Annotated in this window: 31 protein-coding genes; 9 read left to right on the forward strand and 22 right to left on the reverse strand. The window is 58.3% G+C overall.

Annotation, left to right across the window (positions count from 1 at the left end; genetic code table 11):
- Positions 1-65 precede the first annotated feature (65 nt).
- The 6 genes from N687_RS0104665 to N687_RS0104690 form a co-directional block, all read right to left on the reverse strand.
- Positions 66-446 carry a rhodanese-like domain-containing protein gene (locus N687_RS0104665; RefSeq protein ID WP_029420748.1) on the reverse strand — a complete coding sequence of 127 codons (381 nt, stop codon included), beginning with the start codon at positions 444-446 and terminating at the stop codon, positions 66-68.
- Between the two features lie 13 nt (positions 447-459).
- Entirely contained in the window at positions 460-1,251 is a 792-nt protein-coding gene (locus tag N687_RS0104670; RefSeq protein WP_197029203.1) for a sulfite exporter TauE/SafE family protein, read from the reverse strand.
- Positions 1,252-1,429: 178 nt separating this feature from the next.
- Entirely contained in the window at positions 1,430-2,557 is a 1,128-nt protein-coding gene (locus N687_RS0104675; protein WP_029420750.1) for an MBL fold metallo-hydrolase, read from the reverse strand.
- 40 nt (positions 2,558-2,597) lie between these two features.
- Positions 2,598-3,173: a sulfurtransferase TusA family protein gene (locus N687_RS0104680; protein ID WP_029420751.1), complete on the reverse strand. Its 576-nt coding sequence runs from the start codon at positions 3,171-3,173 to the stop codon at positions 2,598-2,600.
- 61 nt (positions 3,174-3,234) lie between these two features.
- The gene (locus N687_RS0104685; protein WP_029420752.1) at positions 3,235-3,639 is read right to left on the reverse strand and encodes a DsrE/DsrF/DrsH-like family protein; all 405 of its coding nucleotides are present in this window, start codon (positions 3,637-3,639) and stop codon (positions 3,235-3,237) included.
- A gap of 51 nt (positions 3,640-3,690) precedes the next feature.
- Positions 3,691-3,999, reverse strand: coding sequence for a rhodanese-like domain-containing protein (locus N687_RS0104690; RefSeq protein WP_029420753.1), 309 nt, complete (start codon positions 3,997-3,999; stop codon positions 3,691-3,693).
- 336 nt (positions 4,000-4,335) lie between these two features.
- Between N687_RS0104690 and N687_RS24340 the strand changes: the two genes are divergently transcribed.
- Entirely contained in the window at positions 4,336-4,557 is a 222-nt protein-coding gene (locus N687_RS24340) for a hypothetical protein (protein WP_029419920.1), read from the forward strand.
- A 65-nt stretch (positions 4,558-4,622) separates the two neighbouring features.
- Here N687_RS24340 and arsC read toward each other — a convergent pair whose 3' ends face one another.
- The 4 genes from arsC to trxB all read right to left on the reverse strand — a co-directional run bounded on the left by arsC (position 4,623) and on the right by trxB (position 7,800).
- Positions 4,623-5,060 (reverse strand): arsenate reductase (thioredoxin), encoded by a 438-nt coding sequence (gene arsC, locus N687_RS0104700; protein WP_029420755.1) that lies wholly within the window; start codon positions 5,058-5,060, stop codon positions 4,623-4,625.
- A gap of 32 nt (positions 5,061-5,092) precedes the next feature.
- Positions 5,093-6,385: an arsenic transporter gene (locus N687_RS0104705; protein ID WP_029420756.1), complete on the reverse strand. Its 1,293-nt coding sequence runs from the start codon at positions 6,383-6,385 to the stop codon at positions 5,093-5,095.
- Complete coding sequence (locus tag N687_RS0104710) at positions 6,382-6,738, reverse strand: ArsR/SmtB family transcription factor (protein ID WP_029419918.1); 357 nt, start codon at positions 6,736-6,738, stop codon at positions 6,382-6,384. Before N687_RS0104710 ends, N687_RS0104705 begins: the two co-directional genes overlap by 4 nt.
- A 111-nt stretch (positions 6,739-6,849) precedes the next feature.
- Entirely contained in the window at positions 6,850-7,800 is a 951-nt protein-coding gene (trxB, locus tag N687_RS0104715; RefSeq protein ID WP_029420757.1) for a thioredoxin-disulfide reductase, read from the reverse strand.
- Positions 7,801-7,980: 180 nt separating this feature from the next.
- On the opposite strand from trxB, the gene N687_RS0104720 reads away from it, so the two are divergent.
- Both N687_RS0104720 and N687_RS0104725 read left to right on the forward strand, forming a co-directional pair.
- Positions 7,981-8,217: a DUF2933 domain-containing protein gene (locus N687_RS0104720; RefSeq protein ID WP_029420758.1), complete on the forward strand. Its 237-nt coding sequence runs from the start codon at positions 7,981-7,983 to the stop codon at positions 8,215-8,217.
- A 72-nt stretch (positions 8,218-8,289) separates the two neighbouring features.
- Positions 8,290-8,901, forward strand: a complete 612-nt coding sequence (locus N687_RS0104725; protein WP_029420759.1) for a class I SAM-dependent methyltransferase — start codon at positions 8,290-8,292, stop codon at positions 8,899-8,901.
- 71 nt (positions 8,902-8,972) lie between these two features.
- On the opposite strand, the gene N687_RS20690 is transcribed toward N687_RS0104725, so the two are convergent.
- A complete protein-coding gene (locus N687_RS20690; protein ID WP_051662946.1) occupies positions 8,973-10,055 on the reverse strand; it encodes a sensor histidine kinase in 1,083 nt (360 codons plus the stop codon).
- Positions 10,052-10,753 (reverse strand): response regulator transcription factor, encoded by a 702-nt coding sequence (locus tag N687_RS0104735; protein ID WP_029420761.1) that lies wholly within the window; start codon positions 10,751-10,753, stop codon positions 10,052-10,054. The genes N687_RS20690 and N687_RS0104735 overlap by 4 nt, the downstream gene beginning before the upstream one ends.
- A 134-nt stretch (positions 10,754-10,887) precedes the next feature.
- Between N687_RS0104735 and N687_RS20695 the strand changes: the two genes are divergently transcribed.
- Both N687_RS20695 and N687_RS25410 read left to right on the forward strand, forming a co-directional pair.
- A complete protein-coding gene (locus N687_RS20695) occupies positions 10,888-12,123 on the forward strand; it encodes a multicopper oxidase family protein (protein ID WP_419670116.1) in 1,236 nt (411 codons plus the stop codon).
- Positions 12,053-12,628 carry a multicopper oxidase domain-containing protein gene (locus N687_RS25410; RefSeq protein WP_419670117.1) on the forward strand — a complete coding sequence of 192 codons (576 nt, stop codon included), beginning with the start codon at positions 12,053-12,055 and terminating at the stop codon, positions 12,626-12,628. The genes N687_RS20695 and N687_RS25410 overlap by 71 nt, the downstream gene beginning before the upstream one ends.
- A 183-nt stretch (positions 12,629-12,811) precedes the next feature.
- Here N687_RS25410 and N687_RS0104745 read toward each other — a convergent pair whose 3' ends face one another.
- The 5 genes from N687_RS0104745 to N687_RS0104760 all read right to left on the reverse strand — a co-directional run bounded on the left by N687_RS0104745 (position 12,812) and on the right by N687_RS0104760 (position 16,511).
- Positions 12,812-13,468 carry a hypothetical protein gene (locus N687_RS0104745; protein ID WP_029420762.1) on the reverse strand — a complete coding sequence of 219 codons (657 nt, stop codon included), beginning with the start codon at positions 13,466-13,468 and terminating at the stop codon, positions 12,812-12,814.
- Positions 13,468-14,049 carry a TlpA family protein disulfide reductase gene (locus N687_RS0104750; protein ID WP_029420763.1) on the reverse strand — a complete coding sequence of 194 codons (582 nt, stop codon included), beginning with the start codon at positions 14,047-14,049 and terminating at the stop codon, positions 13,468-13,470. Before N687_RS0104750 ends, N687_RS0104745 begins: the two co-directional genes overlap by 1 nt.
- A 13-nt stretch (positions 14,050-14,062) precedes the next feature.
- Positions 14,063-14,779: a cytochrome c biogenesis CcdA family protein gene (locus N687_RS0104755; RefSeq protein ID WP_029420764.1), complete on the reverse strand. Its 717-nt coding sequence runs from the start codon at positions 14,777-14,779 to the stop codon at positions 14,063-14,065.
- Entirely contained in the window at positions 14,776-15,330 is a 555-nt protein-coding gene (locus tag N687_RS22855) for a TlpA family protein disulfide reductase (RefSeq protein WP_197029204.1), read from the reverse strand. Before N687_RS22855 ends, N687_RS0104755 begins: the two co-directional genes overlap by 4 nt.
- A 182-nt stretch (positions 15,331-15,512) precedes the next feature.
- The gene (locus tag N687_RS0104760; protein WP_029420765.1) at positions 15,513-16,511 is read right to left on the reverse strand and encodes a multicopper oxidase family protein; all 999 of its coding nucleotides are present in this window, start codon (positions 16,509-16,511) and stop codon (positions 15,513-15,515) included.
- Between the two features lie 154 nt (positions 16,512-16,665).
- Between N687_RS0104760 and N687_RS0104765 the strand changes: the two genes are divergently transcribed.
- The 3 genes from N687_RS0104765 to N687_RS0104775 all read left to right on the forward strand — a co-directional run bounded on the left by N687_RS0104765 (position 16,666) and on the right by N687_RS0104775 (position 19,658).
- The gene (locus tag N687_RS0104765) at positions 16,666-16,971 is read left to right on the forward strand and encodes a metal-sensitive transcriptional regulator (protein ID WP_029420766.1); all 306 of its coding nucleotides are present in this window, start codon (positions 16,666-16,668) and stop codon (positions 16,969-16,971) included.
- 21 nt (positions 16,972-16,992) lie between these two features.
- On the forward strand, positions 16,993-19,377 hold the full coding sequence (locus tag N687_RS0104770) for a heavy metal translocating P-type ATPase (protein ID WP_029420767.1): 2,385 nt from the start codon (positions 16,993-16,995) through the stop codon (positions 19,375-19,377).
- Between the two features lie 74 nt (positions 19,378-19,451).
- On the forward strand, positions 19,452-19,658 hold the full coding sequence (locus N687_RS0104775) for a heavy-metal-associated domain-containing protein (protein WP_029420768.1): 207 nt from the start codon (positions 19,452-19,454) through the stop codon (positions 19,656-19,658).
- 88 nt (positions 19,659-19,746) lie between these two features.
- Here N687_RS0104775 and N687_RS0104780 read toward each other — a convergent pair whose 3' ends face one another.
- A complete protein-coding gene (locus N687_RS0104780) occupies positions 19,747-19,995 on the reverse strand; it encodes an SHOCT domain-containing protein (protein WP_231493399.1) in 249 nt (82 codons plus the stop codon).
- 80 nt (positions 19,996-20,075) lie between these two features.
- Between N687_RS0104780 and N687_RS0104785 the strand changes: the two genes are divergently transcribed.
- Entirely contained in the window at positions 20,076-21,554 is a 1,479-nt protein-coding gene (locus tag N687_RS0104785; protein ID WP_051662947.1) for a multicopper oxidase family protein, read from the forward strand.
- A 37-nt stretch (positions 21,555-21,591) separates the two neighbouring features.
- Here N687_RS0104785 and merA read toward each other — a convergent pair whose 3' ends face one another.
- The 4 genes from merA to N687_RS24635 form a co-directional block, all read right to left on the reverse strand.
- Positions 21,592-23,256, reverse strand: coding sequence for a mercury(II) reductase (gene merA, locus N687_RS0104790; RefSeq protein WP_029420771.1), 1,665 nt, complete (start codon positions 23,254-23,256; stop codon positions 21,592-21,594).
- Between the two features lie 73 nt (positions 23,257-23,329).
- The gene (locus N687_RS0104795; protein WP_051662948.1) at positions 23,330-23,953 is read right to left on the reverse strand and encodes a cytochrome c biogenesis CcdA family protein; all 624 of its coding nucleotides are present in this window, start codon (positions 23,951-23,953) and stop codon (positions 23,330-23,332) included.
- 63 nt (positions 23,954-24,016) lie between these two features.
- Positions 24,017-24,355, reverse strand: coding sequence for an ArsR/SmtB family transcription factor (locus N687_RS0104800; RefSeq protein WP_029420773.1), 339 nt, complete (start codon positions 24,353-24,355; stop codon positions 24,017-24,019).
- A gap of 14 nt (positions 24,356-24,369) precedes the next feature.
- Positions 24,370-24,672, reverse strand: coding sequence for a hypothetical protein (locus N687_RS24635; RefSeq protein WP_035462059.1), 303 nt, complete (start codon positions 24,670-24,672; stop codon positions 24,370-24,372).
- Between the last annotated feature and the right edge of the window lie 75 nt (positions 24,673-24,747).

Genomic DNA, 24,747 nt, shown 5'->3' on the forward strand with positions numbered 1-24,747 from the left:
TCCCCCTATATGTGCGTATTATACCCCCCTCCGTACAAATCAAGCCAACGGCTGCCGTCGTGCTTTCATCGGCCACGATGGGCGTTCCACGCTGCGATCCCGCCGGAGAGGTTCCTCACGTCCGCAAACCCCTGTTTCGCCAACAGCCGGGCCGCCTGGGCACTGCGCATCCCGGAGTGGCACATCACGACCACAGGCTTCGCCTTATCCAGCTCTCCCAACCGGCTTTTCAACTGCCCCAGCGGGATGTTGCGAAACCCGTCGATGTGTCCCTGCCGAAACTCCCCCGGCTCCCGGACATCCACGTACTGTACGCCAGACTTTTTGTCACGGAGCATCTCCCGCAGCTCGTCCGGCTGAATGGACTTCACTCCCTTGGCGGGCAGCATCCGGTACACAAAGTAACCTGCAGCGATCACCACCAACACGAGCCAGACCCAATTCACCGTCTTCACCTCCCTACAAAAGGTGCAGCGCCTTGAGATTCACGTACAGCATGTAACACGCCACCAGGACCAACACACCGGCGAACAGTTGTTGTAGCCGCCTCACGTTGCGGCCAAGCCTCGTGCAGGCATACACCCCAAGAATGCCCCCGGCCAGGCCGCCGCCGATGTACAGGGCGACGATGAGCCAGTCCACCATGCCGGAGAGGGCGTAGGACACGGCGGTCGTCAGCCCGAACGTCCCCACCGAGAACAGGGACGTCCCGACAGCCTCGGTCATCGGCAATCCCGCAGAAAACATGAGGCCCGGAACAATCAAGAACCCACCACCGATACCGAAGAACCCGGATACGCCTCCGGTGACGAGCCCCGTCGGGATCACCCTCCCCATCCGGACGGGGCGCCCGGCCTCCGAAGCCTCAGGATTTCGCCTTGAGCGCAGCATCCGGGCGGCGATGACCAGCATCAGGATGGCGAAGAGAAACAACAGCACTTTGTCATTCGCCAGTTTGCCGAGCACCGACCCGGCGTAGGTTCCCACCGCACCCGGGATGGCGAACGCCACGGCCGCCTTCCACCGAACGTGTCCCTGCCGCCAGTGGGGAAGCAAGTTCAAATAGGCGTTGACCGCCACCGCCAGCGCCGTGCTGCCGATGACCACGTGGGGATCGTGCACTCCGACCAGATACAACAGCAGGGGCACGGCGAGGATGGAACCACCCCCGCCGATGAGTCCCAGTGTGAAGCCCACCACACCACCGGAGAGAACCGCCAGGACCATCTGCACAGCGCTCAAATGTGGCACGCACTCACCCCCTTACCCGGTGGGGTATATTTCGCCGCAAAAAAAGTCACACATGGTGCCACAGCCACGCTCCAATCCCGTACAGCACAAACCCCGCTCCTGCCAGGAGCATCAGCTTGTTTGACGGTCAGAGCGAATTCCTAAACCGCTTCATTGCGCTCCCCTCCAAACGTTCCGGTCACCCGTGCACGGCGCACCGGTTCGGCCCAATCTCCATCTCCCGCTGCTCATCCTCGTCCGGTGCCATCTTGCCCATATTGGTCAGGCGAATCTCCCGGTACGCATTCGGCTGCGGCGGCAGGTTCTCCGTCACCAGCTTCCGGAACGCCTCGGCGTCCTCCACCTGAAGCCCCGCATTGTGCTCGTACACGTCACCCAGCCGTGCCGCTACCGACCCATCCGGGTTCACCTCGTCCAGGTCGCCGTAGTGCGCCGGCAACAGCAGAAGATTCGACGGCAACTCGGGGTATGTCTCGTACAGGGTCTTTCGCAGATCGCCCGCCCAATCCTCGGCCTTCCCAGCCAGATCCGGCCGTCCGATGGACTTCACGAACAGGATGTCGCCCGAAAGAAGATACCGGTCATCCACCACCAGTGACGTGCTGCCGATGGTGTGCCCCGGCGAGTACACCGGCACAATGCGCACCGTGGTCTTGCCTACCGTGATCTCCCGTTCAGCCACCAGCGGCTCGTAGGCGAACGTCACCTGGGCGGCGTCCTTTGGCGGCAGCCAGTACTTGGCCCCGGACGTCTCCGCCAATTTGCGCCCGCCGGAGATGTGGTCGGCATGCACGTGAGTGTCTATGACGTGGCGGATCCGAAGCTCATGCGCCGTTGCGAATGCCTCGTACGCATCGGTCGTCCGCACCGCATCGACGACGGCCGCCTCTCCGCCCGACGCAATCAGGTACGACAAGCAACCCTTGCCAAACCGAACAAACTGATACACCGCACCACCGTCCGAAAGGTCCCCCACCTTCACCGGTCGCAGCGCCTCGCTCCACGCCTTCATACCGCCGGCGAGGACTGAAACGTCTTTCAAACCCGCTTCCAGGAGCTGCTCGGCCACGTACACCGACGAACCTTCCTTGGCGCACACCACCAACACGGGCCTGTCCTTCGGCAGCCGCTCCAAGGCCGGCTGAACGCCGTCGAGTAGGTCGAAGTACGGGATGTTGATGCTGGTCACATTCGGACCTTCGATTCGCCAGTCGGCGTATTCCTCTTCGTTGCGCACATCGAGGATGAACAGCTCCTCCCCACGCAAAATCTTCTCGAACACCTCGGTGGGCGATACACGAGTCATCGTCGTCTGGTTCACGCTTGGTTCCTCCTCTCCATGTCTTTTAGACGCTCTGTTCCGTGGGTCCCTGCCACTGGCTCATGCCGGGCACCACATTGTACACTCGCTCAAATCCGTGCTCGGCCAACACCTGGCAGGCGAGGTCACTCCGGCTGCCGGTGCGGCAGATCACATACACCGGCTGGTTCCGGTAGGACGCAAGCTCCGTCAAGCGCTGTTCCAAGTCGCCGAGCGGTAGCGAGATCGCCCCCGGAATGTGCGAGAAGGCGTACTCCGCTGGCTCCCGCACATCGACGAGCACCCCACCGTCAGAAAGCCGTCCAGGCAACTCCTCGTTGCTCACGGTATTCGGAAATCGTTGCTCGGGTTTGGTTTCCTCCGGCCTGGACTTGCGGATGAAGTGCCGGAACACCTTCCCCTCCGTCAGGGTCCCGAGGAACTGGTGGCCCGTCCGGTGCGCCCAGCCCTTGACGTCCGCCACCGACCCCGGGTCGGTCGCCAGGACCTCCAAAACCTGGCCCGCTTCCATCTCGTCGATAGCCTTTTTTGTCCGCACGATGGGCAACGGGCAGGACAACCCTTTGCAGTCGATGGTCTTATCCACACGGATATCCGTCATGCCACCCTCTCCTTTCGGGAACAATCGAGTCCGGTTGGGATCCAACCGCATGCATCATGCGTTAGAACGTCACCGTCACGTCGGCGTCATACGCAAAGTCGAGGAACGTGACCGCACCGCCGACCTCCACGCCGTCGATAAAATCGTCCTTCGTCAAACCCATGACATCCATCGTCATCTGGCAACCAATGAACTTGACACCGCTCTCTTTGGCGACCTCGAGCAACTCTGCTACGGACGGCACGTTTGCACGCTGGAAACCTTCCATCCAGTGCTCCTTCCCGGGCCCCATGGTCAGCGCCTCGGCGCCACCTTTGCGAATGATGTTGAGCCCCTCAAAGGTGAAGAAGATGGCCACCTCGGCGTCCGTCGCCGCCGCTGCCGTGGCGATGTTGAGTACCTTGTATGCTGCATCCAAACTGCCTTGCGATGCGATGATGGCCACTCTGCGCTTGTCATCTGCCATATCCATGTTCCTCCCTTATCGTTACGGTTGACTCAACGGCCCTTTGAACGCTCATTCCACTTCCCAAGTCCAGGCGTTCATGCCGCCCAGCATATTCTTCACCCTGGTGAATCCGGCTGCCATCAAAAACTCGCAGGCCATGGCGCTGCGGCTGCCGCTGCGACAGATCATGACGGTATCCTGACTTGGATCGATCTCGCTCATCCGCATCGGAATCTGCCCGAGCGGAATGTTTTTGGCCCCCGGGATCTTCCCAGCTGCCACTTCGCCGGGTTTCCGGACGTCGATAATCTGCAGCCTCTGGCCTCGCTTCATGCGCTCGTACACGTCGAGCCGATGGATGTGGATCACGCTGCTCACACAATCACCTCCGTCCCAAAATACCGGATGGGGTATATATACGGCACGGGGTATATGCTACAACGCTCATTGGCGTCCTGTCAACACCTGCGAAACGCCTGCCCGAGTGCCGTCAAGACCCCTCTTGCGGTGTGCCGTATGGTTCACGAGGACTAAGAAAAAACCACCATTTCGGTGCTCCGTCCTCACGAAGAGAAGGGATAGCATTGATATGGGGATCGAGACTGAGGGTTTGTCACTGTCGCCGGCGAAGGAGGCGATGCCATGCTCACACGATGGAACAAGCGTCAGAACAGAACGTTGCACTCCACTTTGCCTTGTGAGGGAGTGGTTCACATGCTGAAGCGTGCGCTGTGGGTCGTGCCGGTCCTTGCTCTCGGAATGGCGATTGGCGGAGTAACGCTGTCGAATGTCTTTGCCTCCGGCGCTACGCAAGGCAACACGCTGCCTACTCCAGCGCCACAAATGATGCAACAGGCGCTTAGCACACCGCAAGGTCAAGCGATGATTCAAGCCTGCAGCAGCTTCATGAGCCAATTCAGTCAAGCACAAAAGTAGCCTGCTCAGTCCGACCAGGGGCCGCCGGAGGGCGGCCCCCGAACAGGCCATCACTTCTCAAGCGTTCAGTGCGAATCTGCGGCGTCCGGTAGTTCGTCCAGGAACGCCTGCACACGACTCCGGATTGCGTCCCGGACCTCCTGAAACTTGGCCATGATCTCTTCGTCCGTGCCATTTGCCCGAGCCGGATCTTCGAATCCCCAGTGCAACTGTTTCACGTGCGGTGGCGTCATCGGACAACGGTCATTGGCATCGCCGCACAACGTGATGACATAGTCCGCACGGTTCAAAAGGTCTGGATCGATGGTTTTCGAGGTGTGCTTCGAAATATCCACACCGGCTTCTTTCATGGTGGCCACAGCACGAGGATTCAATCCATGTGCCTCGATACCGGCGCTATGAACTTCAATCCGGTCTGCCCCAAGGTGTCTCGCCCACCCTTCGGCCATTTGACTCCGGCACGACTTCCCGGTGCAAAGAAAATACACGACAGGCTTCTTCATGCAAAACGGGCTCCCTTCAAAAATGTGGTGGATTATCGAACAAACGACAGCCATAAATACAGACCGACCAGCGTGATAAACAGCGTCGGGATGGTCAAAACAATCCCCGTCCTGAAATAATGCCCCCATGTGATGGTCACGCCCTTTTTGTTGAGAACGTGCAACCACAACAGCGTCGCCAAAGAACCAATCGGTGTGATCTTTGGGCCCAGGTCGCAACCGATCACGTTGGCATAAACCAGCGCCTGATGCATGACATCCGTGGCGTTCGTGGAGTGAATCGCCAATGCATCGATCATGACCGTAGGCATGTTATTCATGACACTCGAAAGGGTCGCCGCCATAAACCCGGTGACCAGCGTCCCGACAAATAGCCCCCCGTGGGTTGCTCGCTGGATGACATCACCAAGAACGGTTGTCAAACCTGCATTCCGCAAACCATATACCACCACATACATGCCAATGGAAAACACCACGATGGCCCACGGCGCCTCACGAATGATATTCCATGGCTGAATGACTTGTGTACGGCCACCGGCAACGAGGAAGACGATCGCAATCAGACCAGCGACGGTGGATACTGGAATGTGCAGCAACTCTGTCAGAATGTAACCGATGAGCAATACACCCAGGATGACCCAGGACATTCGATACATGCCTTCGTGGGCAATCGCCGCTGACGGTTTCGTTAAATCAGCCGGATTGTAGGTCTTCGGAATGTCTTTGCGAAAGAACAAGTACAGAACCAGGGCACTGGCGATGAACGAGAAAATGTCAGGGACGATCATATGGAACGCATAACCGAGAAACCCGATGTGAAAGAAGTCAGCCGACACAATGTTCACCAGGTTGCTTACAACCAGAGGCAGTGATGTCGTATCCGCAATAAATCCGCTGGCCATGATGAACGGAAGCATCTTTTTGGGTTCAAACTTCAAGACCTTGACCTTTTCGAGGACAATGGGCGTCAGAATCAGGGCTGCTCCGTCGTTGGCGAAAAAGGCCGCCACAACGGCACCGAGCAGGGTGACATAAAAAAACACCTTTTGCCCGTCGCCTTTGGCCGCATGAGCCATCTTCAATGCGGCCCACTCAAAGAACCCGATTTTGTCCAGGATGGTTGAGATGATGATGATGGCCACAAACGCAAACGTGGCGTCCCATACAATCCTGGTGACCTCGATGACATCGTGGAAAGTTACCACACCGAGCAGCAGAGCCAATATGGCGCCGCCGACCGCCGGCCAACCAATCGACAAGCCTCTTGGCTGCCAAATGACCAATGCGAGCGTCGGAATGAAGAGTCCAAATGCAAGGTATGTCATGATTCAGCTCCTTCACCAGGGCTGGATTCACAGCACACACGCAATCCCTGTGCCTCAAGTCGAGCGATTTCCTCAGATACATCCGGGAGTTGAGCCAGGCATCTGTCGAAGAAAGGGACGACAGATCCATCCAGACCGTAATACACCCACTGTGCTGTCTTTCGTTCTCTCACGAGCCCGGCTTGCTTCAATCTGCGCAAGTGCTGGGACACGGCCGGCTGGGACATTTTCAATACCTCGACCAATTCGCAAACGCACATTTCATCGTGTCTGAGCAGGGCCAAAATGTGCAATCTGGTCTTGTCGGCGAGCGCCTTGTATATCTCAGCCCACTGTTCGAATGACAGCGTCACATGTCCACCCCCTCCACAGACGCTTTCTACAAATTGGTAGCGGAAGTGGCGTACACTGGTACAAAGCGTTCACCCGGTGCGCCACCACCGCCGATCCGTACCTCCATTCACTCAGACAATGATTTGCGTCTGTGCTGGTACCGTATTGCTTTCCAAAAACCGCTCCGCATCCAATGCGGCTTTGCATCCACTTCCCGCCGCCGTGATGGCCTGTCGATAATGCGGATCCATCACATCTCCGCAAGCAAAGACTCCCTCAACGCTCGTGGCTGTCGACTGCCCCTTGGTGAGAATGTAACCTCGGTCATCGATTTCCACCTGGTTTGCAAGAAATCCAGTGTTCGGCGTATGGCCGATGGCGACAAAAATCCCGTCGGCAGGGATGGTCCGCACTTCCCCTGTCTGATTGTCCTTCACCACCAGGCCACTGACCTTTGAACCGTCCGTTGCAACCTCAACAGGCGTCACGTTCAACAGCCACTTGATTTTGGGGTTTCTCCGTGCCCGATCTTGCATCACTTTGGATGCACGGAGCTCACTGCGGCGATGTACAATGGTGACTTCAGACGCAAATTTCGTCAAGAAAGTCGCCTCCTCCATCGCAGAATCCCCGCCGCCTACAACGAGGACAGACTTTCCTTGAAAGAAGAATCCATCGCAAGTGGCACAGGCGGATACCCCATGGCCCATCATCTCGACTTCGCCAGGGATGCCAAGTTTCTTGGCCGATGCACCGGTTGAAATGATGATGGATTCGGCAAGATACTCCTTTGAATCGTCCACGACCACCCGAAATGAACGCTGCGCCAAGTCAACGGAAGTGACCTGGCCATTGACAAAGGCCGCACCAAAACGCTCCGCTTGTCTGCGCATGTTGTCCATGAGCTCGGGCCCCATGATTCCATCCGGAAAGCCGGGGAAATTCTCCACCTCCGTCGTCATGGTCAGTTGTCCGCCCGGCTGATCCCCTTCGATGACGAGCGGATTGAGATTGGCACGAGCCGCATAAATGGCGGCGGTGAACCCGGCCGGACCCGTCCCGAGGATGATGACCTTGTGCACAGTCATAACCATGGTACCTCCACCTCTGAATGATTTTCCATTTGCACATCGATATATAAGTATACGCTTATTTATTGGGCGTGCAACTTCAAACTGGCCTCAGTACACAATTCTCTTCACATGGTCTTCATACTCTTGTGGTACGACAGGATCGAAGAATCAGGTCGAGGAGGAACCAACATGTTGCAAACCCTTGGATCCATCGTCGCTCTTCTCGCATGCCCGTTGATGATGATCTTCATGATGAAAGGCATGCACGGAGGACACGAAAACCATGGAATGCATCGCTCAACCCGCCGAAAATTCGGATCTCCAGAAGAAGAGCTGGCCGACGTGAAGCGTCAGCTCGATGACTTGCAAAACCAGTACAACCGCCTTTCCCAACAGGTAACAGACCGACATGGACACCTCGGATGAGAAGCGAGTTTGTTCATCTAGAGTTGCAGGCGAAGCGGAGACTGGCTACCGCCATACAGGGAGTGATCTAACGTGGGCGACACCACGGAGAAAATCAGACGCCGGTACGACCGTATCGCCCCCTTTTTCGACAAGATGGATCGTATGGTCGCCGATAAACACCGAGCAGAGTTGATCCGCCGTGCATGCGGTGAAGTGCTCGAAGTGGGCGTTGGAACCGGTGCCAACCTCCAATTCTACCCTGCGGACCTCAACGTCACCGCCATTGACTTCAGTCCCCGCATGTTGTCATTCGCACACGAACGGGTCAAAGAATGCCGTGCAAACGTACGGCTGCTGCAATTGGATGTGCAACACCTACAGTTCGACGACAATACATTCGACACCGTCGTGTCGACCTGTGTGTTCTGTTCCGTGCCCGATCCCGTTGCCGGGTTGCGAGAGATCCGCCGGGTCCTGAAGCCGAGCGGACACCTCCTCATGATTGAACATATGCTGAGCGACCATATCCCCATCGCCCTTGTACTTCATCTGCTGAATCCCTTCACGGTCCGCTTGACGGGAGCCAACGTCAATCGCAGGACCATGGATAACTTACAAACGTCAGGCTTTGCGATTCAGGAAATGCGGTGCATTGCGCTGTCAGATGTGTTTCGCCTCATCGTCGCCACGCCGAACAAGTGACCGGTTGGCGTCTAACCGGGAAGGTATCACGAGCAAGCGTACAGCATGGCGCCGCAAACGGCATGAAGGTCTTACTTCGGCCAGACGACCGTAAACGTCGACCCTTGCCCAACCCTGCTTTCCACCTGCACAAAGCCTCCAGAGAGTTCGACCAACCGTTTGACGATGGCCAACCCAAGACCGCTGCCGCCGGTTTTTCGATCCCGAGACTTGTCCACCCGGTAAAATCGCTCGAAGATGTTATCGATCTCCGCCTCAGGGATCCCTACGCCGCTGTCCTTGACTGACAAAAACGGTTTGCCCTCTTGGCGGCCAACCTCCACCGCAATGTTCCCTCCGTCTGGCGTGAATTTCACCGCATTGTCAAGCAGGTTCCACAAAATCTGCGATACATGCTGCGCTTGGGCCGCAACCCACACCGGGGCATCCGGTGTGTGAAGCTCCAGTCGGATGCCCGCTTCCGCACACCTTGGCCCAAACAGCTGGACGGCGGACTTCGCAACCTGGTTCAAATCGGCAGACGGAAAATCCGGCTGTACGGTGTGCGCCGCCACATCCGCCTCATACAACCTCTCTACCGAAGTCACAAGGGATTCAAATCGCTCAACCTCCTCCAAGCAGCTGTAAAATCGTTCTCGGTTCGGCTCCCACAGTCCATCGTAAAACGCTTGGACATGCGAACGCAGAGTGGTCAGAGGTGTGCGAAGCTCATGCGCAAGGTCCTGCATGAGATTCTTCCGGAGTTCTTCCTGCCTCTGCAACTGCTGCGACAGGAAATTCAGGGTGCTGGCCAGTGAAGAAAGTTCGTCATGGCCCTCGACCGGAATGGTCGTTCCCCACCTTCCGTGGGCGATTTCCAGCGCCTGTTTCTGCATCACCAAGATCCGCTGAGTGATCGCACGGGAAACCAACACCGCCACACCTGCCGTCCCCGCAACAAACACCAACACCGTCCAGAGCAAACTCTGCGTGAATGCCTGCTCGAAGTGAACTTGGATTTGCTGGGTCAACGACGGCGATACGGAATTGATCTCTGGACAGACGACCGACAGGAAGTGGCGGTGAACCTCTGCTTGGAGGATGAAAGCCAAGGCCACCAACATGGCGGATACGGTCAGGAAAAAAGCGAGTAGGATTTTCTTCCGCAGGCTCAATCGTCGTCCCCTCCAAACCGATACCCCATCCCATAGACAGTCTGGATGTACACCGGGTTCTTGGGGTCGTCTTCAATTTTCGCCCGCAGATTCTTCACATGGGCGTCGATGGCCCGTGCATCCCCACGAAAATCCATGCCAAAGACTCGATCAATCAATTCCTCCCGGCTGAATACCCGCCTCGGATACCGGCTCAACGTCACCAACAGTTTGTACTCCGTGGCGGTGAGTTCGGCATTGTCCCCGCCCTTGTACACCACTTGCGAAAGGGCATCAATCACGAGGTCACCTCCACGGTATTCCAGTCGATCCGCCAGCGGGCGATCGAGCTGTGTGCGGCGCAATATGGCCTGCACCCGAGCCACCACCTCGTTGGGATTGAATGGCTTCGTGACGTAATCGTCAGCGCCGATTTGCAGACCTCTCAATCGGTCCTCGTCCCGGTGTTTGGCGGTCAACATCAAAATGGGCACCGATGATCGGGCACGCACCGCCATACACACCTCTTCCCCTGGTATATCCGGCAACATCAGGTCGAGAATGATGAGCGACGGGTGAACATCGTCCAGACGCCGCAACACGTCGCTGCCGGTATATACACAAACCACGTTGAAGCCCGCCCGCTCCAGATACAGCGATAACACATCGGCAATCTTCTTCTCGTCATCCGCAACCAAGATGGAGTGATGCCGTTTCATCCTTGCGCCTCCGCCATTTGTGACAATTTGTTTGCAGTCTGCCGTCTTCATACCATCTTCGCAATCCATCGCTACACTGGCAATGGTCCACCCGCCAACGTCTGCGGGATTCATGTAAAACAAGGGGTGTTACGATGAAAAAACAACACATCGCCCTGTACAGTGCGGTTGCCGTCCTGGCCGTTACCGGTGGCAGCGGGTATTATGCTTGGTGGATGCACAGATCGGCAAGCACATCCACTACCACATCCGCTGCACCGCTGGTTCAAACGGCTGGCCCGGATGGAAAGCTGGTGCCCGTATCCGCCTTGGTGGCCAATCCTCCATCTGGGGCGCACGTTCAGTCCTTCACGCTGACCGCTGAGGAAAAGTCCATCACCTTGGGCGGGAAGACCGTCAAGGCCATGACGTTTAACGGAACCGCTCCGGGGCCACTACTCAAAGTCCATCAGGGGGATCTCGTCGAAGTGACCGTGCACAACCAGTTGACCGTGCCGATCACCGTCCACTGGCACGGAATTTCCGTCCCCGGCTCTCAAGATGGTGTACCTGGATTGACCCAAGACCCTATCCAACCGGGTGGCAGCTACGTCTACCGATTCGTGGCAAACCAAGCGGGCACCTACTGGTACCACTCTCATGTCAATAGCGTGCAGGAGATCGGCCTCGGACTGTACGGCGGCATCGTGGTCCTGCCCAAAAGCCAGTCCGCACCGGCCCCCGACAGAGACTACACGCTCCTCTTGCATGAGTGGTCCACCTCCCCTTCGTCCTCGACCGATGAAACCATGGGGAACATGACCAGCATGGGCGGCATGAATGGGATGAGCATGGGGAACATGACCGGCATGAGTGGCATGAACGGAATGAGCATGGGGAGCATGGGCAACATGAGCGGTATGGGCACCATGTCCATGGGGGTGCCGAGCCTGCGCACCCATGGCTTCCAGGTGACGGACATGGATAAGAGTGCCGTGGGTGAAATGACCAACATGTACGATGCGTACACCATCAACCAGGACGCCAGCGGGCAGACCATGCTCGAAGCGAAGCCTGGCGAGACCGTGCGCCTGCGGCTCGTGAACGCAGGCAATATGACGCACCTCATGACGCTGGTCGGCACGCCGTTCAAAGTGGTCGCCATGGACGGGCAGGACATCGCAAATCCAACGCCCATTGAGAACCAACTCCTCCCGATTGGTGCCGCTCAGCGATACGACATCGAATTCACCATGCCAAAAAATCGAATTCACCATGCCAAAAAGCGGAAAGGTCCAGTTGGTGAGCGGGGATCCAGACATGACGGAGCGCATGCAGCTTCGGGCCACCATCGGCGGTGCCATGGCTTCCGGCACAAGTTCCATGTCTGATATGCCGGACGTGCAAAATGAGCCGTGGTTTGACTTCACCCGCTATGGCAGCGGATCGATCCCCGGTGTGCAGACGTTCAGCTTGGATCAGAAGTTCGACAAGACCTTCAACATGGACCTTGGCGTCGCCATGAACCAAAGTGGCATGGTCTATACCATCAACGGACAAGCATTTCCGAGCGTACCGCCGTTCGTCGTGAACACGGGAGATACGGTCAAGGTCCACATCGAGAACAAGAGCGGGTACATTCACCCGATGCACCTGCACGGGCACATCTTCCAGGTGCTCTCACGAGATGGGAAGCCCATCACCGGCAGCCCCATTTTCCTCGACACGTTGCAAGTGCTGCCCGGTGAGACATACGACATCGCCTTCAAGGCAGACAACCCCGGTCTGTGGATGTTCCACTGCCACGACCTGCACCACGCTTCCGCAGGGATGGATGTCGTCGTGCAATACGCAGGCGTCACCGACCCGTACAATTTGAAGGACATGTCGGAATGATACCGAACGCACGGGCGAAGCGTTTGGACCACGATTCCGACTCGGAAATGGGCAGCGTAAAAGCTGCCCATGTTTCATTGCACCACGTGCTCCTCACAACCATTGGGCGGCCAGAGCTTCCTGGTTGCATCGGACGAGGTCACAAGCGATCACGCTCCCCTTCTCTCTGGGTGTGCTCGTCCTTCACCAACCCTGCCGCAGGACTCGTCCCCGCCACATCGTACCAAGCCTCGACGCAGAGTGAACGGCCATGATCAACAAGTCGGTCCACTGTGCTAGGTCAAATACGGTGTAGAGCTCCACATGCGGAACCAGCAGAGATGTCCCAAACAGCACCGCACCGGCAACCGCCCAGACCCGATGCGCATACATGCTGGCACGCCGGCTGAGCAGATACAGGATCACCGCAAACCCGCACCGCACCAGGTCCTCGAAGCGATATGGATGCAGATCCACATAGGCACGATATGCAAAATAAGGAATCGCACCGACCACCAGCGTCTGTGCGACAAGCTTGAGCGTGGTTTGATCCAGTGCCTTTTTTCGCCACAGGGAGATGATCAGATATAAGGTACTCGCCGCCAGGCCCACGAAGATTCCTCCTGGAGGAGTCCCACCGATCAAGGCCATCAGGTTGTCTCGCAGGCTCAAGCTTGGTTGCAGCAAAATACCGGAAAACCGGGTGAACACCACAAACACCAGCACGGCGCCGGACAACTTGTCCGCCACAATCTCTCGTGCTCGGTCCTTGGGTTGCAGCTTGAAAAAGGCCCAGCCGCCCACACAGCCCAACAGAAGCGCTGTCCATGCGTCGGGAACTCTTTGCAGTAGCGCCAGCATTACTTCGAAATCCTCTCCAATTCCGCCATCAGGTTCTCTTTCGAAATCGCCCCCACGTTTGTCGCCACAATCATCCCTTGGCGGTTTACAAAAAAGGACGTCGGGAAGCCGATGATGTTATACTCGTTCATCACCGTCCCTTTCGTATCCAAGGCCACCGGCCATGTGATCCCGTACTCTTTCACGAACTGCTCCATGTCGGCCATGCTGTCCTGAGCAGTGACATTGACGCTGAGGAAGACCACCTTGTCACCGCACTGTTTGTACGCCTGCACGATGTCAGACGTCTCCAATTTGCAGTAGACACACCACGACGTCCAGAAATTGATGAAAATGGGCTTGCCACGCAGTTTGTCCGTGTCAATCGTCTGGTTGTCCGGGTATTCCTGCAGTTTGATCGGGGGCATCTTGTAACCCGTTTGAGGAGCCACCGCCACGGATGAAGCGCCCGGAGCAGCATTTGCTGAGGCTGCGGTCGGAGATGCCGCCAACGAATTTTGTTTGAGGGTGACCGTCCCCACGATGGCAATGAGCAATGCGGTGCCGGTACCAATCCCCAACCATTTGTGTGCCTTTTTCACACCACGACCTCCCTTAGAATCCCGTGAACCCGCCATACAGCCGAATCAGTGCCACGGTGATCTTGGACATGGTATTCGTCAAAAGAAGCACCCCGAGTACCATCATGATGTATCCGCCGATTTTGCTGAGCATCGCCCCGTATTTGGCCAGCCTGCGCACGGAGCCCAAGGTGAAACCCAGAACAAAAAAGGGAATCGCAAACCCGAGGATGTAAGCGAGGATGAGCGGCAATCCAAGCGCACTGTTCGTGGCCGTCATCACCAGTACAGCGGCGAGAATGGGGCCAATGCAAGGAGACCATCCGGCGGCAAAGCTGACCCCGACCAGGACGGATGCCAGGTAACCCGTCCTGTCCGCTCTGAACTCCCATTTTTTCTCCATCATCAGCCATTTCGGCGTGAACAGGCCGCTCAAGACAAGACCCATCAAAAGGACGATGACCCCGCCGACGATACGGATGACGCTCCGGTAATTCACGAACACCTGACCGATGAGACTGGCCGACAAGCCCAGGGCCAGAAAGATGACGGAGAATCCAATGATAAAAAACAAGGTGTGTGTCAACGCACGTACACGATGATTCCAGGTGGTTTGACCCCCTTGCCCAAACGTCACCCCGGAGATGTACGACAGGTAGGACGGATACAACGGCAAACAACATGGCGAGAGAAACGACAGGATTCCAGCAATAAAGGCCAACCAAAGTGTCGGATGCGTGCCGAGCGTCAGGGTGTCCGCCCCCTTTCCTCCACGTTCATGCCTGCTGCCTTGGCGTACTTCAACATCTGGGATTCCGTAAGCGGCCCCAGCAGGTGGCTGATCACCTTCCCGTCCGCCGTAATGAAAAACGTCTCCGGTTGACCGGTCACGCCGTAAGGGCCCGACCACTTGTTATCTTCGTCCAGCAGCACCACCACGCTCGCCGGCAAACCATATTGAGTCACATACCGCTCTACGAGCCCCACTCCGTCTCCTCGGTCAATCATCACGACGTGAATGTCATTGCCGTATGTCTGTGCGAACGCCTTCAAATCCGGCGTCTCCTCGATACAGGGCTGGCACCAAGGAGTAAAGAAGTTCAGCAGCACGGGTTTGCCTCGCAGGGACTGGAGTGAAAACGATTCACCGGAAAGTTCCTTTGTCTGAATGTCGGGGGCGATGCCACCCACCTGGACCGGTGTCATGCTTTTTGTGTACAGCACAATCAGATACAAGAAGACAAGAAGGACCCCCGCTGCAACGGCGAATACTGTGATATTCCGGCGAGTCTGCTTGACCATCTCACCACCGCCGAACTTGCCCCGTTTCCCCATGACCATACCGGACAATTGTGAAGATGGTATGAAGGCCATGCGCACTGGAGAATTCACGGTGCACGTGGGAGGCGGGCCGTGTTGGAGACATGCCCACCGAGGACAGCGGCGTACGTACGCCAGTGGTTTCGTACGCCGCCGTAAACGCCTCACACGTAGGTGACAGTGGTAAACATACCGCCCATGCCTGGCTGATGTGCATTCGTTGTGTGATGAGGTTTGTGACAATGGAACGCCCAAATCCCAGGGTTGTTTGCATCAAACTCGATGTCCCACGTCTCCCCTGGTGCGACATTGATGGTGTTTTTAGACCACGGGAACATAAGATCCGACCCATCTCCAGCGACGACTTGAAACTCGTGCCCGTGCAAATGCATCGGATGGGAGTCCATGCTGATGTTCCCCAGCCGGATGCGCACCCGCTCCCCACGTCGGACCCGCAGTGGCGCAGTGTCCGGGTACGCTTTTCCGTTCAAGGTGAAGTAGTTGAAATCCATGCTCATGGGATTGATGTCAAACCGCCTCCCTTGGGTCCCCGGCTCTCCGTGAGTCGGATGCTCAGACATGGATGGCGCACCCGTGGTCTGGGTCATCGGAAGGGTCTGCCCGCCCATCTGCATGCCCGCCATGTCCATGCCACTGTCCGTCTGCACTGCCCATTCTTGGAGCAGGATGACATACTCCCGATGGGTCGACAGCACCCGAGGAAGCGAGACAATCATCCCCGCAAGCCCCATCATCTCCTGTTTGGCGTCCATGGTGTGGGCATGATACATAAATGTCCCGGCTTGACGCACCACAAACTCGTACACATACGTCTCCCCCGGTCGAATGACTGGCCCCGCCCCGATTTCCGGCACACCGTCCACCTCGTTGGGCACGATAAGGCCGTGCCAATGGATGGAGGTGGCTGTTGGAAGGCGATTGACAAACACGACCTGCACCCGCTCACCTGGGTGCACAACCATCACCGGGCCTGGTGTGGAACCGTTGTAACCCCACGCTCGGACGATCACGCCGCTCACCAAGGTTTGTTCTACAGGCTCGGCCACCAATTGAAACAGTCTAACTCCGTGCACCAGGCGATGCGGCAAAAACGTCAAATTCGGCGCAATCAGTTTGGTCATCCCCATGCGGATGGACCCCATGCTCCACTCCTCCTTTCCCCAGCAGCGATATGCGGAACGGAAGACAGTTGCCCACGGATGACCGTCTATTGGCCACCCTGTGCGTGAGTGGATATTGACACATATACAATACGGGGGTATGGTTTTTTAGAGCATCTGAAGGCGAGGGATTGTCATGTGCCCCGATCACCCGGAACACACTGGACACAGTTACGCCCCACACAAGGAAGACCTCCTGCGCCGGCTGCGGCGCATCGAAGGTCAGGTGCGTGGGTTGCAAAAAATGATTGAAGAAGACCGTTACTGCGTCGACATTCTGGTGCAGGTGTCGGCGGTCAAGAGTGCGCTTCACCAAGTCGGGCTCACCATTCTCGAGTCCCACACCCGTGGGTGTGTGGCGGACGCCTTGGCCAACCGGGAACAGGGTGATGAAAAGGTGGACGAACTGATGGATGTGATCCGTCAGTTCACCCGGTCTTAGCGACCGTGGGAGGTGAAACCGATGAGCGAGGCCAAAGAGATCACGCTGCCCATCGAAGGCATGACGTGCGCCGCCTGCGCCGCTCGGATTGAGAAGAACGTGGCCAAACTGCCTGGGGTCAAGCAGGTCAACGTCAACCTAGCGTCGGAGCGAGCCCGTGTGGTCCTGGACCCAGAGACTCCTTGGACAGAGGTCGTCTCCAAAATCGAGAAAACCGGCTACTCAGTGCCGGTGCGAGAGGTGGACCTCAACATCACCGGCATGACGTGTGCCGCTTGCGCCGCCCGCATCGAGAAGGTCGTCGGACGCCTGGAGGCGGTCAAGTCCGTCCACGTCAACCTGGCATCGGAGAAGGCGCACGTGAGCTATGTGCCCGGCGTGATCGACGAAGGAGATATCATTCGGGCGGTGGAAAAGGCGGGGTACGGCGCCACCCTCGCCAGCGAGGCGGCGGAAGCCGAAGAGAAGCAGCGGAAACGGCAGGCGTACCGCCGGGACCTGGCGAAGTTCTGGTTCTCCGTCCTGCTTACCCTGCCCCTTGTCGTGCAGATGCTCGTGATGCTCGTCGGAGGGCGACCGTTTCTGCCGAACTGGCTCTCATGGCTCTTCGCCACGCCCGTCCAGTTTTACGTAGGCTGGCGGTTCTACAAAGGGGCATACCATTCTCTCCGGGGCGGGGCCGCCAACATGGACGTGTTGGTCGCCCTTGGCACCAGCGTGGCGTACGTGTACAGCGCTATCCTGACCATCCTGGGCCAGCCGGATGTGTACTTCGACAGCTCCGCCACCGTCGTGACGCTGATTTTCATGGGCAAGCTGCTGGAGACCCGTGCCAAAGCGAAGTCGAGCGCCGCCATCGAGTCCCTGGCCAAGCTCGGCGCCAAGGTGGCCCACGTGCTGCGGAATGGCGTGGAGACGGACGTGGCCGTAGAGGACCTGCGGGTGGGCGATCTCGTCCGGGTCCGGCCTGGGGAAAAGGTGCCGGCGGACGGCGTGATCGAAGAAGGGACGACGTCGGTCGACGAGTCGTTTCTCACCGGCGAGTCGATGCCGGTCTCCAAACAGCCGGGCGATCCGGTCGTGGGCGCATCCATCAACCAGACGAGCGCCTTTGTCATGCGGGTGACAAAGGTGGGCCGGGACACCGCCCTGGCGCAGGTGATCCGGCTGGTGGATCAAGCGCAGGGGTCGAAAGCGCCCGTGCAGCGGCTGGCCGACACCATCTCCGGCATCTTTGTTCCGATTGTGCTCGCTGTGGCGGTGCTCACGCTCCTCATCTGGGGCGCCCTGGGCAACTGGTCGCACGGACTGCTCGCAGCTGTAGCCGTGCTGGTGATCGCCTGTCCCTGCTCATTGGGGCTTGCCACCCCGACCGCCATCATGGTCGGCTCGGGCCTTGGGGCAGAATCCGGCATCCTCATCAAGGGCGGCGAACACCTCGAACTCGCCCACCGGGTGAACACGGTGGTTTTCGATAAGACAGGCACCCTCACCGCCGGCAAGCCCGTGGTCACCGACGTCTGGACTACGGAGGGGGTGGGGCGTGACGAGCTCCTGGCTGCGGCGGCCGCCGTCGAGACGCAGAGTGAACACCCGCTGGGCCGGGCCGTGGTCGCCTTTACCCAGGATCATGGCATCGATATCCCGATGGCGTCCGAGGTGCAGGCGGTGCCCGGCCATGGCATTCAGGGCACGGTGAATGGCGCCAGAGTGCAGATTGGGAATCGTACCTGGCTTGCCGATGCGAATCTGGCCATCCCCGGCGATGTCCTGGCGGCGTTTGAGCGTGCCGGCAAGACCGTGGTGCTGGTGGCGCAGGATGACCGGTTGCTCGGCGCCATCGCCATCGCCGACACCCTCAAGCCGGATGCGCCGGGTACGGTGAAACAGCTTCAGGAGCTCGGCATCGAAGTCTGGATGATCACGGGCGACGAGGCCCGCACCGCAGAGGCCATCGCAGAGCAGGCGGGCATCAAGAACGTGATGGCCGGTGTCCTGCCTGCCGACAAGGCGGCCAAGGTGGAAGCCCTGCGCAAAGAGGGGCGGGTGGTCGCCATGGTGGGCGATGGCATCAACGATGCGCCTGCATTGGCGGCAGCCGACATCGGGATCGCCATGGGTACCGGCACCGATGTGGCGCTTGAGGCGGCGGACATCGCCCTCATGCACGGCCAGACGCACGGCGTCGTGGACGCTCTGCGCCTGTCCAAGGCGACCATGCGTAAAATACGCCAAAACCTGTTCTGGGCGTTTTTCTACAATGTCCTGGGGATCCCGCTGGCGGCGCTGGGTGTCCTCAGCCCCGTCATCGCCGGGGCGGCCATGGCGCTCAGTTCAGTGAGCGTCATATCGAACAGCCTACTGTTGCGCCGCCTGCGGCTCGGAAAGGAGGTGCATGCGGCGTAGGAGGAGAACGTGTCAACGCCAACACACAAACGAGCGACCTGAACATACACGAACAATGAGAGGAGACGATGGACATGGCAACGGCGACCATCACCGTCAAAGGCATGACGTGCAGCGGGTGTGTCAATTCCGTCACGAAGGCGCTCAAGGGCGTGGAGGGTGTACAGGAGGCGAGCGTGGATCTGCAAGGACAGAAAGCCACGGTCACCTTCGACGAGGCGAAGACCAATGTGGCCAAGCTGAAAGAGGCCATTGAGGACGCCGGTTACGATACAGAGTGAAACATTCTTGCGATGAAGGGAGAGCGGATTTGTCCGCCTCCCTTTTGCCATATAACCATGTACGGCAGGCAGAGAACGCTCCAGCCATCTAGTCTCGCAAGTCTTTGAGACGCTGCAAGTATTCCTCCCGGTCAATTTCACCACGAGCGTAGCGTTCTTTGAGCAGCCGAACAGCATGGTCATGCTCTTTATCGTTTTGACTGAGAGATCCTCTTCTGACCACACGAACGATGGCCCAGAGGACAAGCAGGATCCCGGCAATCAAAATCAATGCGGAGAGTATCCAATACAGGCTCATGAACCCGAACCCCATCATGCCCATCCCGTTCATCATCATGATTGCGTTTCCCCCCAACTGTTTCGACCTGCCCATAGTGTAACGCACATGTGGCATACTAACCCATGAGAGGTGTAACTGTGGCAAACGACAAACTCATCACTCGCCGTGAATTTCTTATGGCCCTGGGCGGCATGGCCTTGATCGGCATTGGCAGCTACCCCTTCATTCGTTCCCTCATTCCTGGAAGACCTGTTCCTTTGGCTCTCCCGCAAAAACCCACGGTCCCTTGGAACGGGAACGTCAAATCGTTCGTCTTCAACCTGTCCCGAGGAAATGTGACGCTTCGGGATGGCCGCCGTTTCAGCGGATATCTCATCAACGGCCAGTTCCCCGGCCCCGAAATCCGTGTCCGAGAAGGCGACAAGGTTCGGGTGATGGTGAACAACCATCTCGACCAACCCACCACGCTGCACTGGCATGGTGTGAATGTCCCGTCTCCGATGGACGGCGTACCAGGTATCTCCCAGGACCCCATCCTGCCAGGACAGTCGTTTACGTACGAGTTCGTCGCCGGTCCCTCCGGCACTCGCTGGTATCACTCGCATGTGTTCGAAATGGATCAAATCCCAAATGGATTGTTTGGCCCACTCATCATTGAACCAGTAAACAGCAAGGAGCCGTACCCTGCAGACCGTGACATGACCCTCATCCTGTCCACGTGGGGGTACCAATCCGATCCCGGATTCGATTACGGGATGCAAGCAAGCGGCGGCATGGGTCAAATGATGACGGCTGGAGCAACCATGACCTCCTCCAGCCAAGGCCTCACCCATTTCGTGAACGGAGACATCCCGGCCGCCTTGGCTCCGATCTCCTTACACGCAGGTGAGAAGCTTCGCCTTCGCCTCATCAACGCCAGCGCTTCCGAGTCTTACTGGTTGACCATGGACAAAGGTAGCTTCTTAGTTACCCACACCGATGGCAATCCGCTGGATACCCCTATACCGGTAAGCGATTTGTACATCGCCCCGGCGGAGCGATACGACATTGTGGTCACGCCACCGCAGACAGGAAAGTGGTATCTGCGCTCCAAAATCGCTGGTCAGGAAACCATGCGAATTCCCTTTTATACACAAGGGCAAATCAGTGAAACGCCTCCGCCCGCCCCGTCATGGTCCTACACCAGCTCCTCCGCCGAGGGTGGTTCTTTGGCGAAGGTCGATCAACATTTTGTTTTGACGGTCAGTGGCGGGATGATGATGGGGCCAAGCTGGACCATAAACGGCGCCTCTTACCCAAACACTGCCCCGTTGCGAATAGGCAAAGGTAATCGGGTGCGCATAGAAATGCAAAACATGAGCATGATGGAGCATCCCATGCATCTGCACGGACATTCGTTTGAAATCACGAGCTTCAACGGCAGGGTCTTAGCACGGCCACTGATCAAAGATGTGGTCAATCTGCGGCCAATGGAGCGCTGCACCATCGAGTTCTTGGCCAACAATCCAGGGAACTGGTTCTTCCACTGCCACAATTTGCAGCACATGAGGGATGGGCTGGCCACGGTGGTGGAGTACGCCGATTACCCGCTGCCGCATGTGGATAAGTGGATGTAAAACGTCCGGAACGACGAGGAATATGATGGCCCGTCATTCACCCCGCACAACACGACAACTTCGCTACATCCTTATCAAATGTCAGCGCCGCCAATTTCAACCCCTCCGCCATCGTCAAGTACGGCGCCAGGGTCGATCTCAAATCCTCAATCGTAAGCCCGAACTGCACGGCGAGCACTCCGGCGTAAATCACGTCCCCGGCGTTCTCCGCCACCACGTGGACGCCGAGCAGCTTGCGGGTACTGGCATCCGCCACCAGTTTGAAGACCCCCGCCGTCTCCCGGTTCACCAGCGCCCTTGGCACGGCATCCAGCGGCAACACCGAGGTGAGGACCTCATACCCCTTCGATCTCGCTTGCGCCTCGGTCATCCCCACCGTGGCAATGGTGGGTGACGTGAACGTCACCGCCGGCACCACCGTGAGATCCACCTTACGCTCTCCGCCTCCCACGGCGTTTCCGGCCGCAATCGCTCCCTCGTACGCCGCCACGTACACGAACTGCGGCCCCATCGTCACATCCCCGGCGGCGTACACGTTCGGATTGCTCGTCCGCAGATACTCGTCGACTAGCACCTCGCCCCGGCTGCCAACACGCACCTTCGCCGCCTCCAGGTTCAACGCTGCCGTATTGGGCTTTCGGCCTGTGGCCACCAGCAGGGCCTCGGCTTCCACCACCTGCTCTTGCCCGTTCACCGTGAGATGGACCCGTTTCACGTCCCCGTGTTGTTCCACCCGCTCATACGTGACGCCCCTCAGGATGCGGATGCCCTCAAGTGTCAACGCCAGAGCGACGGCCTCGGAGACTTCCGGATCGTAAGTCTTGAGCACCCGGTCGCTTCGCTGCATCAACGTGACCTCTGAACCCAGGCGGTGAAACATCTGCCCGAGTTCCATGGCAATATAGCCGGAGCCGATCACGGCCAGACGCCGTGGGACCTCCGTCAGCTCCAGTGCCGTGGTGCTCACGAGGTAGTCCACATCCGCAAGCCCTCGAATGTCCGGAATGGCTGGCGATGCGCCCGTGGCGATGAGATACCGGCGGGCCCGAATCTTGCGGCCGGCGACCTCGATGGTCGACGGGTCGACGAAGCGGGCCTCACCCCGAACGAGATCGAAACCGTATTCGCCGATGAGGTTGACATACTTGTGCTGCCGCAGTTCCGCCACCAGCTCGTCTTTGGCGCCGACAAGCTGTTGAAGGTTGACCGACCCGGCTGAAGTGTGAAGGCCTGGAAACGGGTTGTGGGCGGCCAGATGGTTGATTTCGCTTGCCCGAAGCATCGTCTTCGACGGCACGCAGCCCATATTGACGCACGTGCCGCCGATGGTGCCCCGCTCGACCATGGCTACCTTGGCCCCATAAGAGACGGCTTGGATGGCGGCGGAGAAGGCGGCCCCGCCCGTGCCGATGATGAGCAGGTCGTATTCGTGGTCGCCGCCACCGCTCTGGACAGGCCCTCCCAGTCTCGGTGACCCATCGAGGATTTCGACCGCTCCAGGCTCATACCCCGAGTTGGCCACGGCACGTTTAGCCTCCTCGAGGCGAGCGGGATCGATCTCGAACGTCGCCTCTCCCCTGCGAAAACTCGCCGTAATGCCTTCAGCGCCCACCCTTTGCAGAGCCAGAGTTACGTGACGCTCGCAATCCGTGCAGGTCATCCCCTGCACGGCCAGTCGAACCTTTTGCTTTTCATGTTGCATCTTGGCAGCACCTCGTTTTCTGGCACACGCCTTGTCCCGGATGAACGTAAGGCCACACCAGTAGATCACCAGGTTAAACACCCGTGGCCAAGGTGATAAACCCGCTCAAACGTCCCATCCAGCGAGCCCCGGCCCGCACCCACTTGCCGACCAACTGCTGCGAGATGGTGGACGCCAGGGAAATGACCGTCACCACAAAGTCCATGCCCAAACCGTACAAAATGAGATCGGTTAGGCCTCCGGCCAGTCCCTCGCTGTGAAACGAGGAGAGGACCAGTACGGAAAAGAGCGGCGACGTACAACCAAGCGACCCGAGCGCATACGCAATCCCATACAGAAACACAGACCATGACGTGCCTGGCTTGAGGTTCCAGTCACCGCCAATGTGGAACGCCAGTCCGCCCTTGCCAAACATCATGAGTGTGCCCAATACGACGAAGAGGGCACCAATGCTCTCCGCAATCCACGCCACGGCTTTCCCCAAAACCTCGGAGAACATCACCGACACCATTCCTGCCAGTAGGAACACGGTGAGAAACCCGGCGGTCATCAGCAGCCCCGCCCACAGTCCATCCCACGCACGGCGCTCACGGCCCGCAATCAGATGCACGATGTACGAAGGGAGCATGGCCACGCCGCACGGGTTGACGGTGGCCATCATGCCGGCAGCGAGTACGACGGCGAGATCCCCGTTCATGCCAACACCTTCTGCAACTGTGCCGCTGTCGGTGCGACCACCTCCCGCCGAAAGGGGGCATTCTTACATCCGGGTACAGCAGCGGATATGCTCGGCGTTGTCCGCCACAATCGCTTTCGCCAACTGGAGGATAGTCCGCACACGCTCGTCCGAGATCCGGTACAGCACGTACTTACCTTCCTGGCGAGAGGTGACGTACCCGCACCACTTGAGGCAAGCCAACTGGTTGGATACCTGGCTCTGCGTGGCGCCGGTGGCCTTCACCAACTGGCTGACGTTCTTTTCGCCGTCCAGCAAAATCTCCACGATGCGAAGCCGTGTGGGATTGGACAGCCCGTGAAAAAACTTCGCATAGATTTCGGTCTGCACCGCTGTTTCGGGCTGAAGCTTGAACTGTGCCATGTGTGCGTTCCTCCTCAGCGCTCATCCTGCGGTGTCTGCCGGGTCTGGTTCGTGTTCGGCATACAACAGGACCCGTGGCCACAATGCTTTCCCCTTCTCGATCCGATGAACATCACGACGCCCATCAAGACGACCATGCCGCCCAGAATGAAATACCGGTTCGCCGTCAAAATTGCCCCAGCCGCCGTCAGACCAAACGCCGTGAGCAGCACCGGCAGCCCGTAGCAGAGCAGCGCTGCAAACGGTATCCCGAACGGTGCCCACGGCGAGCCGGACGGGCCCGTCGGCCGGTGCTGGTGGTCATTCGCATGTTCCATCGCACAACCCCTCACGCACGATTCATACATAACTAAATATGTTGTTCCGTCAAGGCAAACGAATCCTGCCATACG

The organism is Alicyclobacillus macrosporangiidus CPP55 (assembly GCF_000702485.1).
Lineage (GTDB): Bacteria > Bacillota > Bacilli > Alicyclobacillales > Alicyclobacillaceae > Alicyclobacillus_H > Alicyclobacillus_H macrosporangiidus_B.

Excerpts from the sequence above, each read along its gene's own strand:
- N687_RS0104675 (WP_029420750.1), bottom strand. The coding sequence starts at position 2,557 with ATGACTCGTGTATCGCCCACCGAGGTGTTCGAGAAGATTTTGCGTGGG.
- N687_RS0104680 (WP_029420751.1), bottom strand. The coding sequence starts at position 3,173 with ATGACGGATATCCGTGTGGATAAGACCATCGACTGCAAAGGGTTGTCC.
- N687_RS0104685 (WP_029420752.1), bottom strand. The coding sequence starts at position 3,639 with ATGGCAGATGACAAGCGCAGAGTGGCCATCATCGCATCGCAAGGCAGT.
- N687_RS24340 (WP_029419920.1), top strand. The coding sequence starts at position 4,336 with ATGCTGAAGCGTGCGCTGTGGGTCGTGCCGGTCCTTGCTCTCGGAATG.
- arsC (WP_029420755.1), bottom strand. The coding sequence starts at position 5,060 with ATGAAGAAGCCTGTCGTGTATTTTCTTTGCACCGGGAAGTCGTGCCGG.
- N687_RS0104705 (WP_029420756.1), bottom strand. The coding sequence starts at position 6,385 with ATGACATACCTTGCATTTGGACTCTTCATTCCGACGCTCGCATTGGTC.
- N687_RS0104720 (WP_029420758.1), top strand. The coding sequence starts at position 7,981 with ATGTTGCAAACCCTTGGATCCATCGTCGCTCTTCTCGCATGCCCGTTG.
- N687_RS0104735 (WP_029420761.1), bottom strand. The coding sequence starts at position 10,753 with ATGAAACGGCATCACTCCATCTTGGTTGCGGATGACGAGAAGAAGATT.
- N687_RS20695 (WP_419670116.1), top strand. The coding sequence starts at position 10,888 with ATGAAAAAACAACACATCGCCCTGTACAGTGCGGTTGCCGTCCTGGCC.
- N687_RS25410 (WP_419670117.1), top strand. The coding sequence starts at position 12,053 with ATGACGGAGCGCATGCAGCTTCGGGCCACCATCGGCGGTGCCATGGCT.
- N687_RS0104745 (WP_029420762.1), bottom strand. The coding sequence starts at position 13,468 with ATGCTGGCGCTACTGCAAAGAGTTCCCGACGCATGGACAGCGCTTCTG.
- N687_RS22855 (WP_197029204.1), bottom strand. The coding sequence starts at position 15,330 with ATGGTCAAGCAGACTCGCCGGAATATCACAGTATTCGCCGTTGCAGCG.
- N687_RS0104760 (WP_029420765.1), bottom strand. The coding sequence starts at position 16,511 with ATGGGGTCCATCCGCATGGGGATGACCAAACTGATTGCGCCGAATTTG.
- N687_RS0104765 (WP_029420766.1), top strand. The coding sequence starts at position 16,666 with ATGTGCCCCGATCACCCGGAACACACTGGACACAGTTACGCCCCACAC.
- N687_RS0104770 (WP_029420767.1), top strand. The coding sequence starts at position 16,993 with ATGAGCGAGGCCAAAGAGATCACGCTGCCCATCGAAGGCATGACGTGC.
- N687_RS0104775 (WP_029420768.1), top strand. The coding sequence starts at position 19,452 with ATGGCAACGGCGACCATCACCGTCAAAGGCATGACGTGCAGCGGGTGT.
- N687_RS0104780 (WP_231493399.1), bottom strand. The coding sequence starts at position 19,995 with ATGATGATGAACGGGATGGGCATGATGGGGTTCGGGTTCATGAGCCTG.
- merA (WP_029420771.1), bottom strand. The coding sequence starts at position 23,256 with ATGCAACATGAAAAGCAAAAGGTTCGACTGGCCGTGCAGGGGATGACC.
- N687_RS0104795 (WP_051662948.1), bottom strand. The coding sequence starts at position 23,953 with ATGAACGGGGATCTCGCCGTCGTACTCGCTGCCGGCATGATGGCCACC.
- N687_RS0104800 (WP_029420773.1), bottom strand. The coding sequence starts at position 24,355 with ATGGCACAGTTCAAGCTTCAGCCCGAAACAGCGGTGCAGACCGAAATC.
- N687_RS24635 (WP_035462059.1), bottom strand. The coding sequence starts at position 24,672 with ATGGAACATGCGAATGACCACCAGCACCGGCCGACGGGCCCGTCCGGC.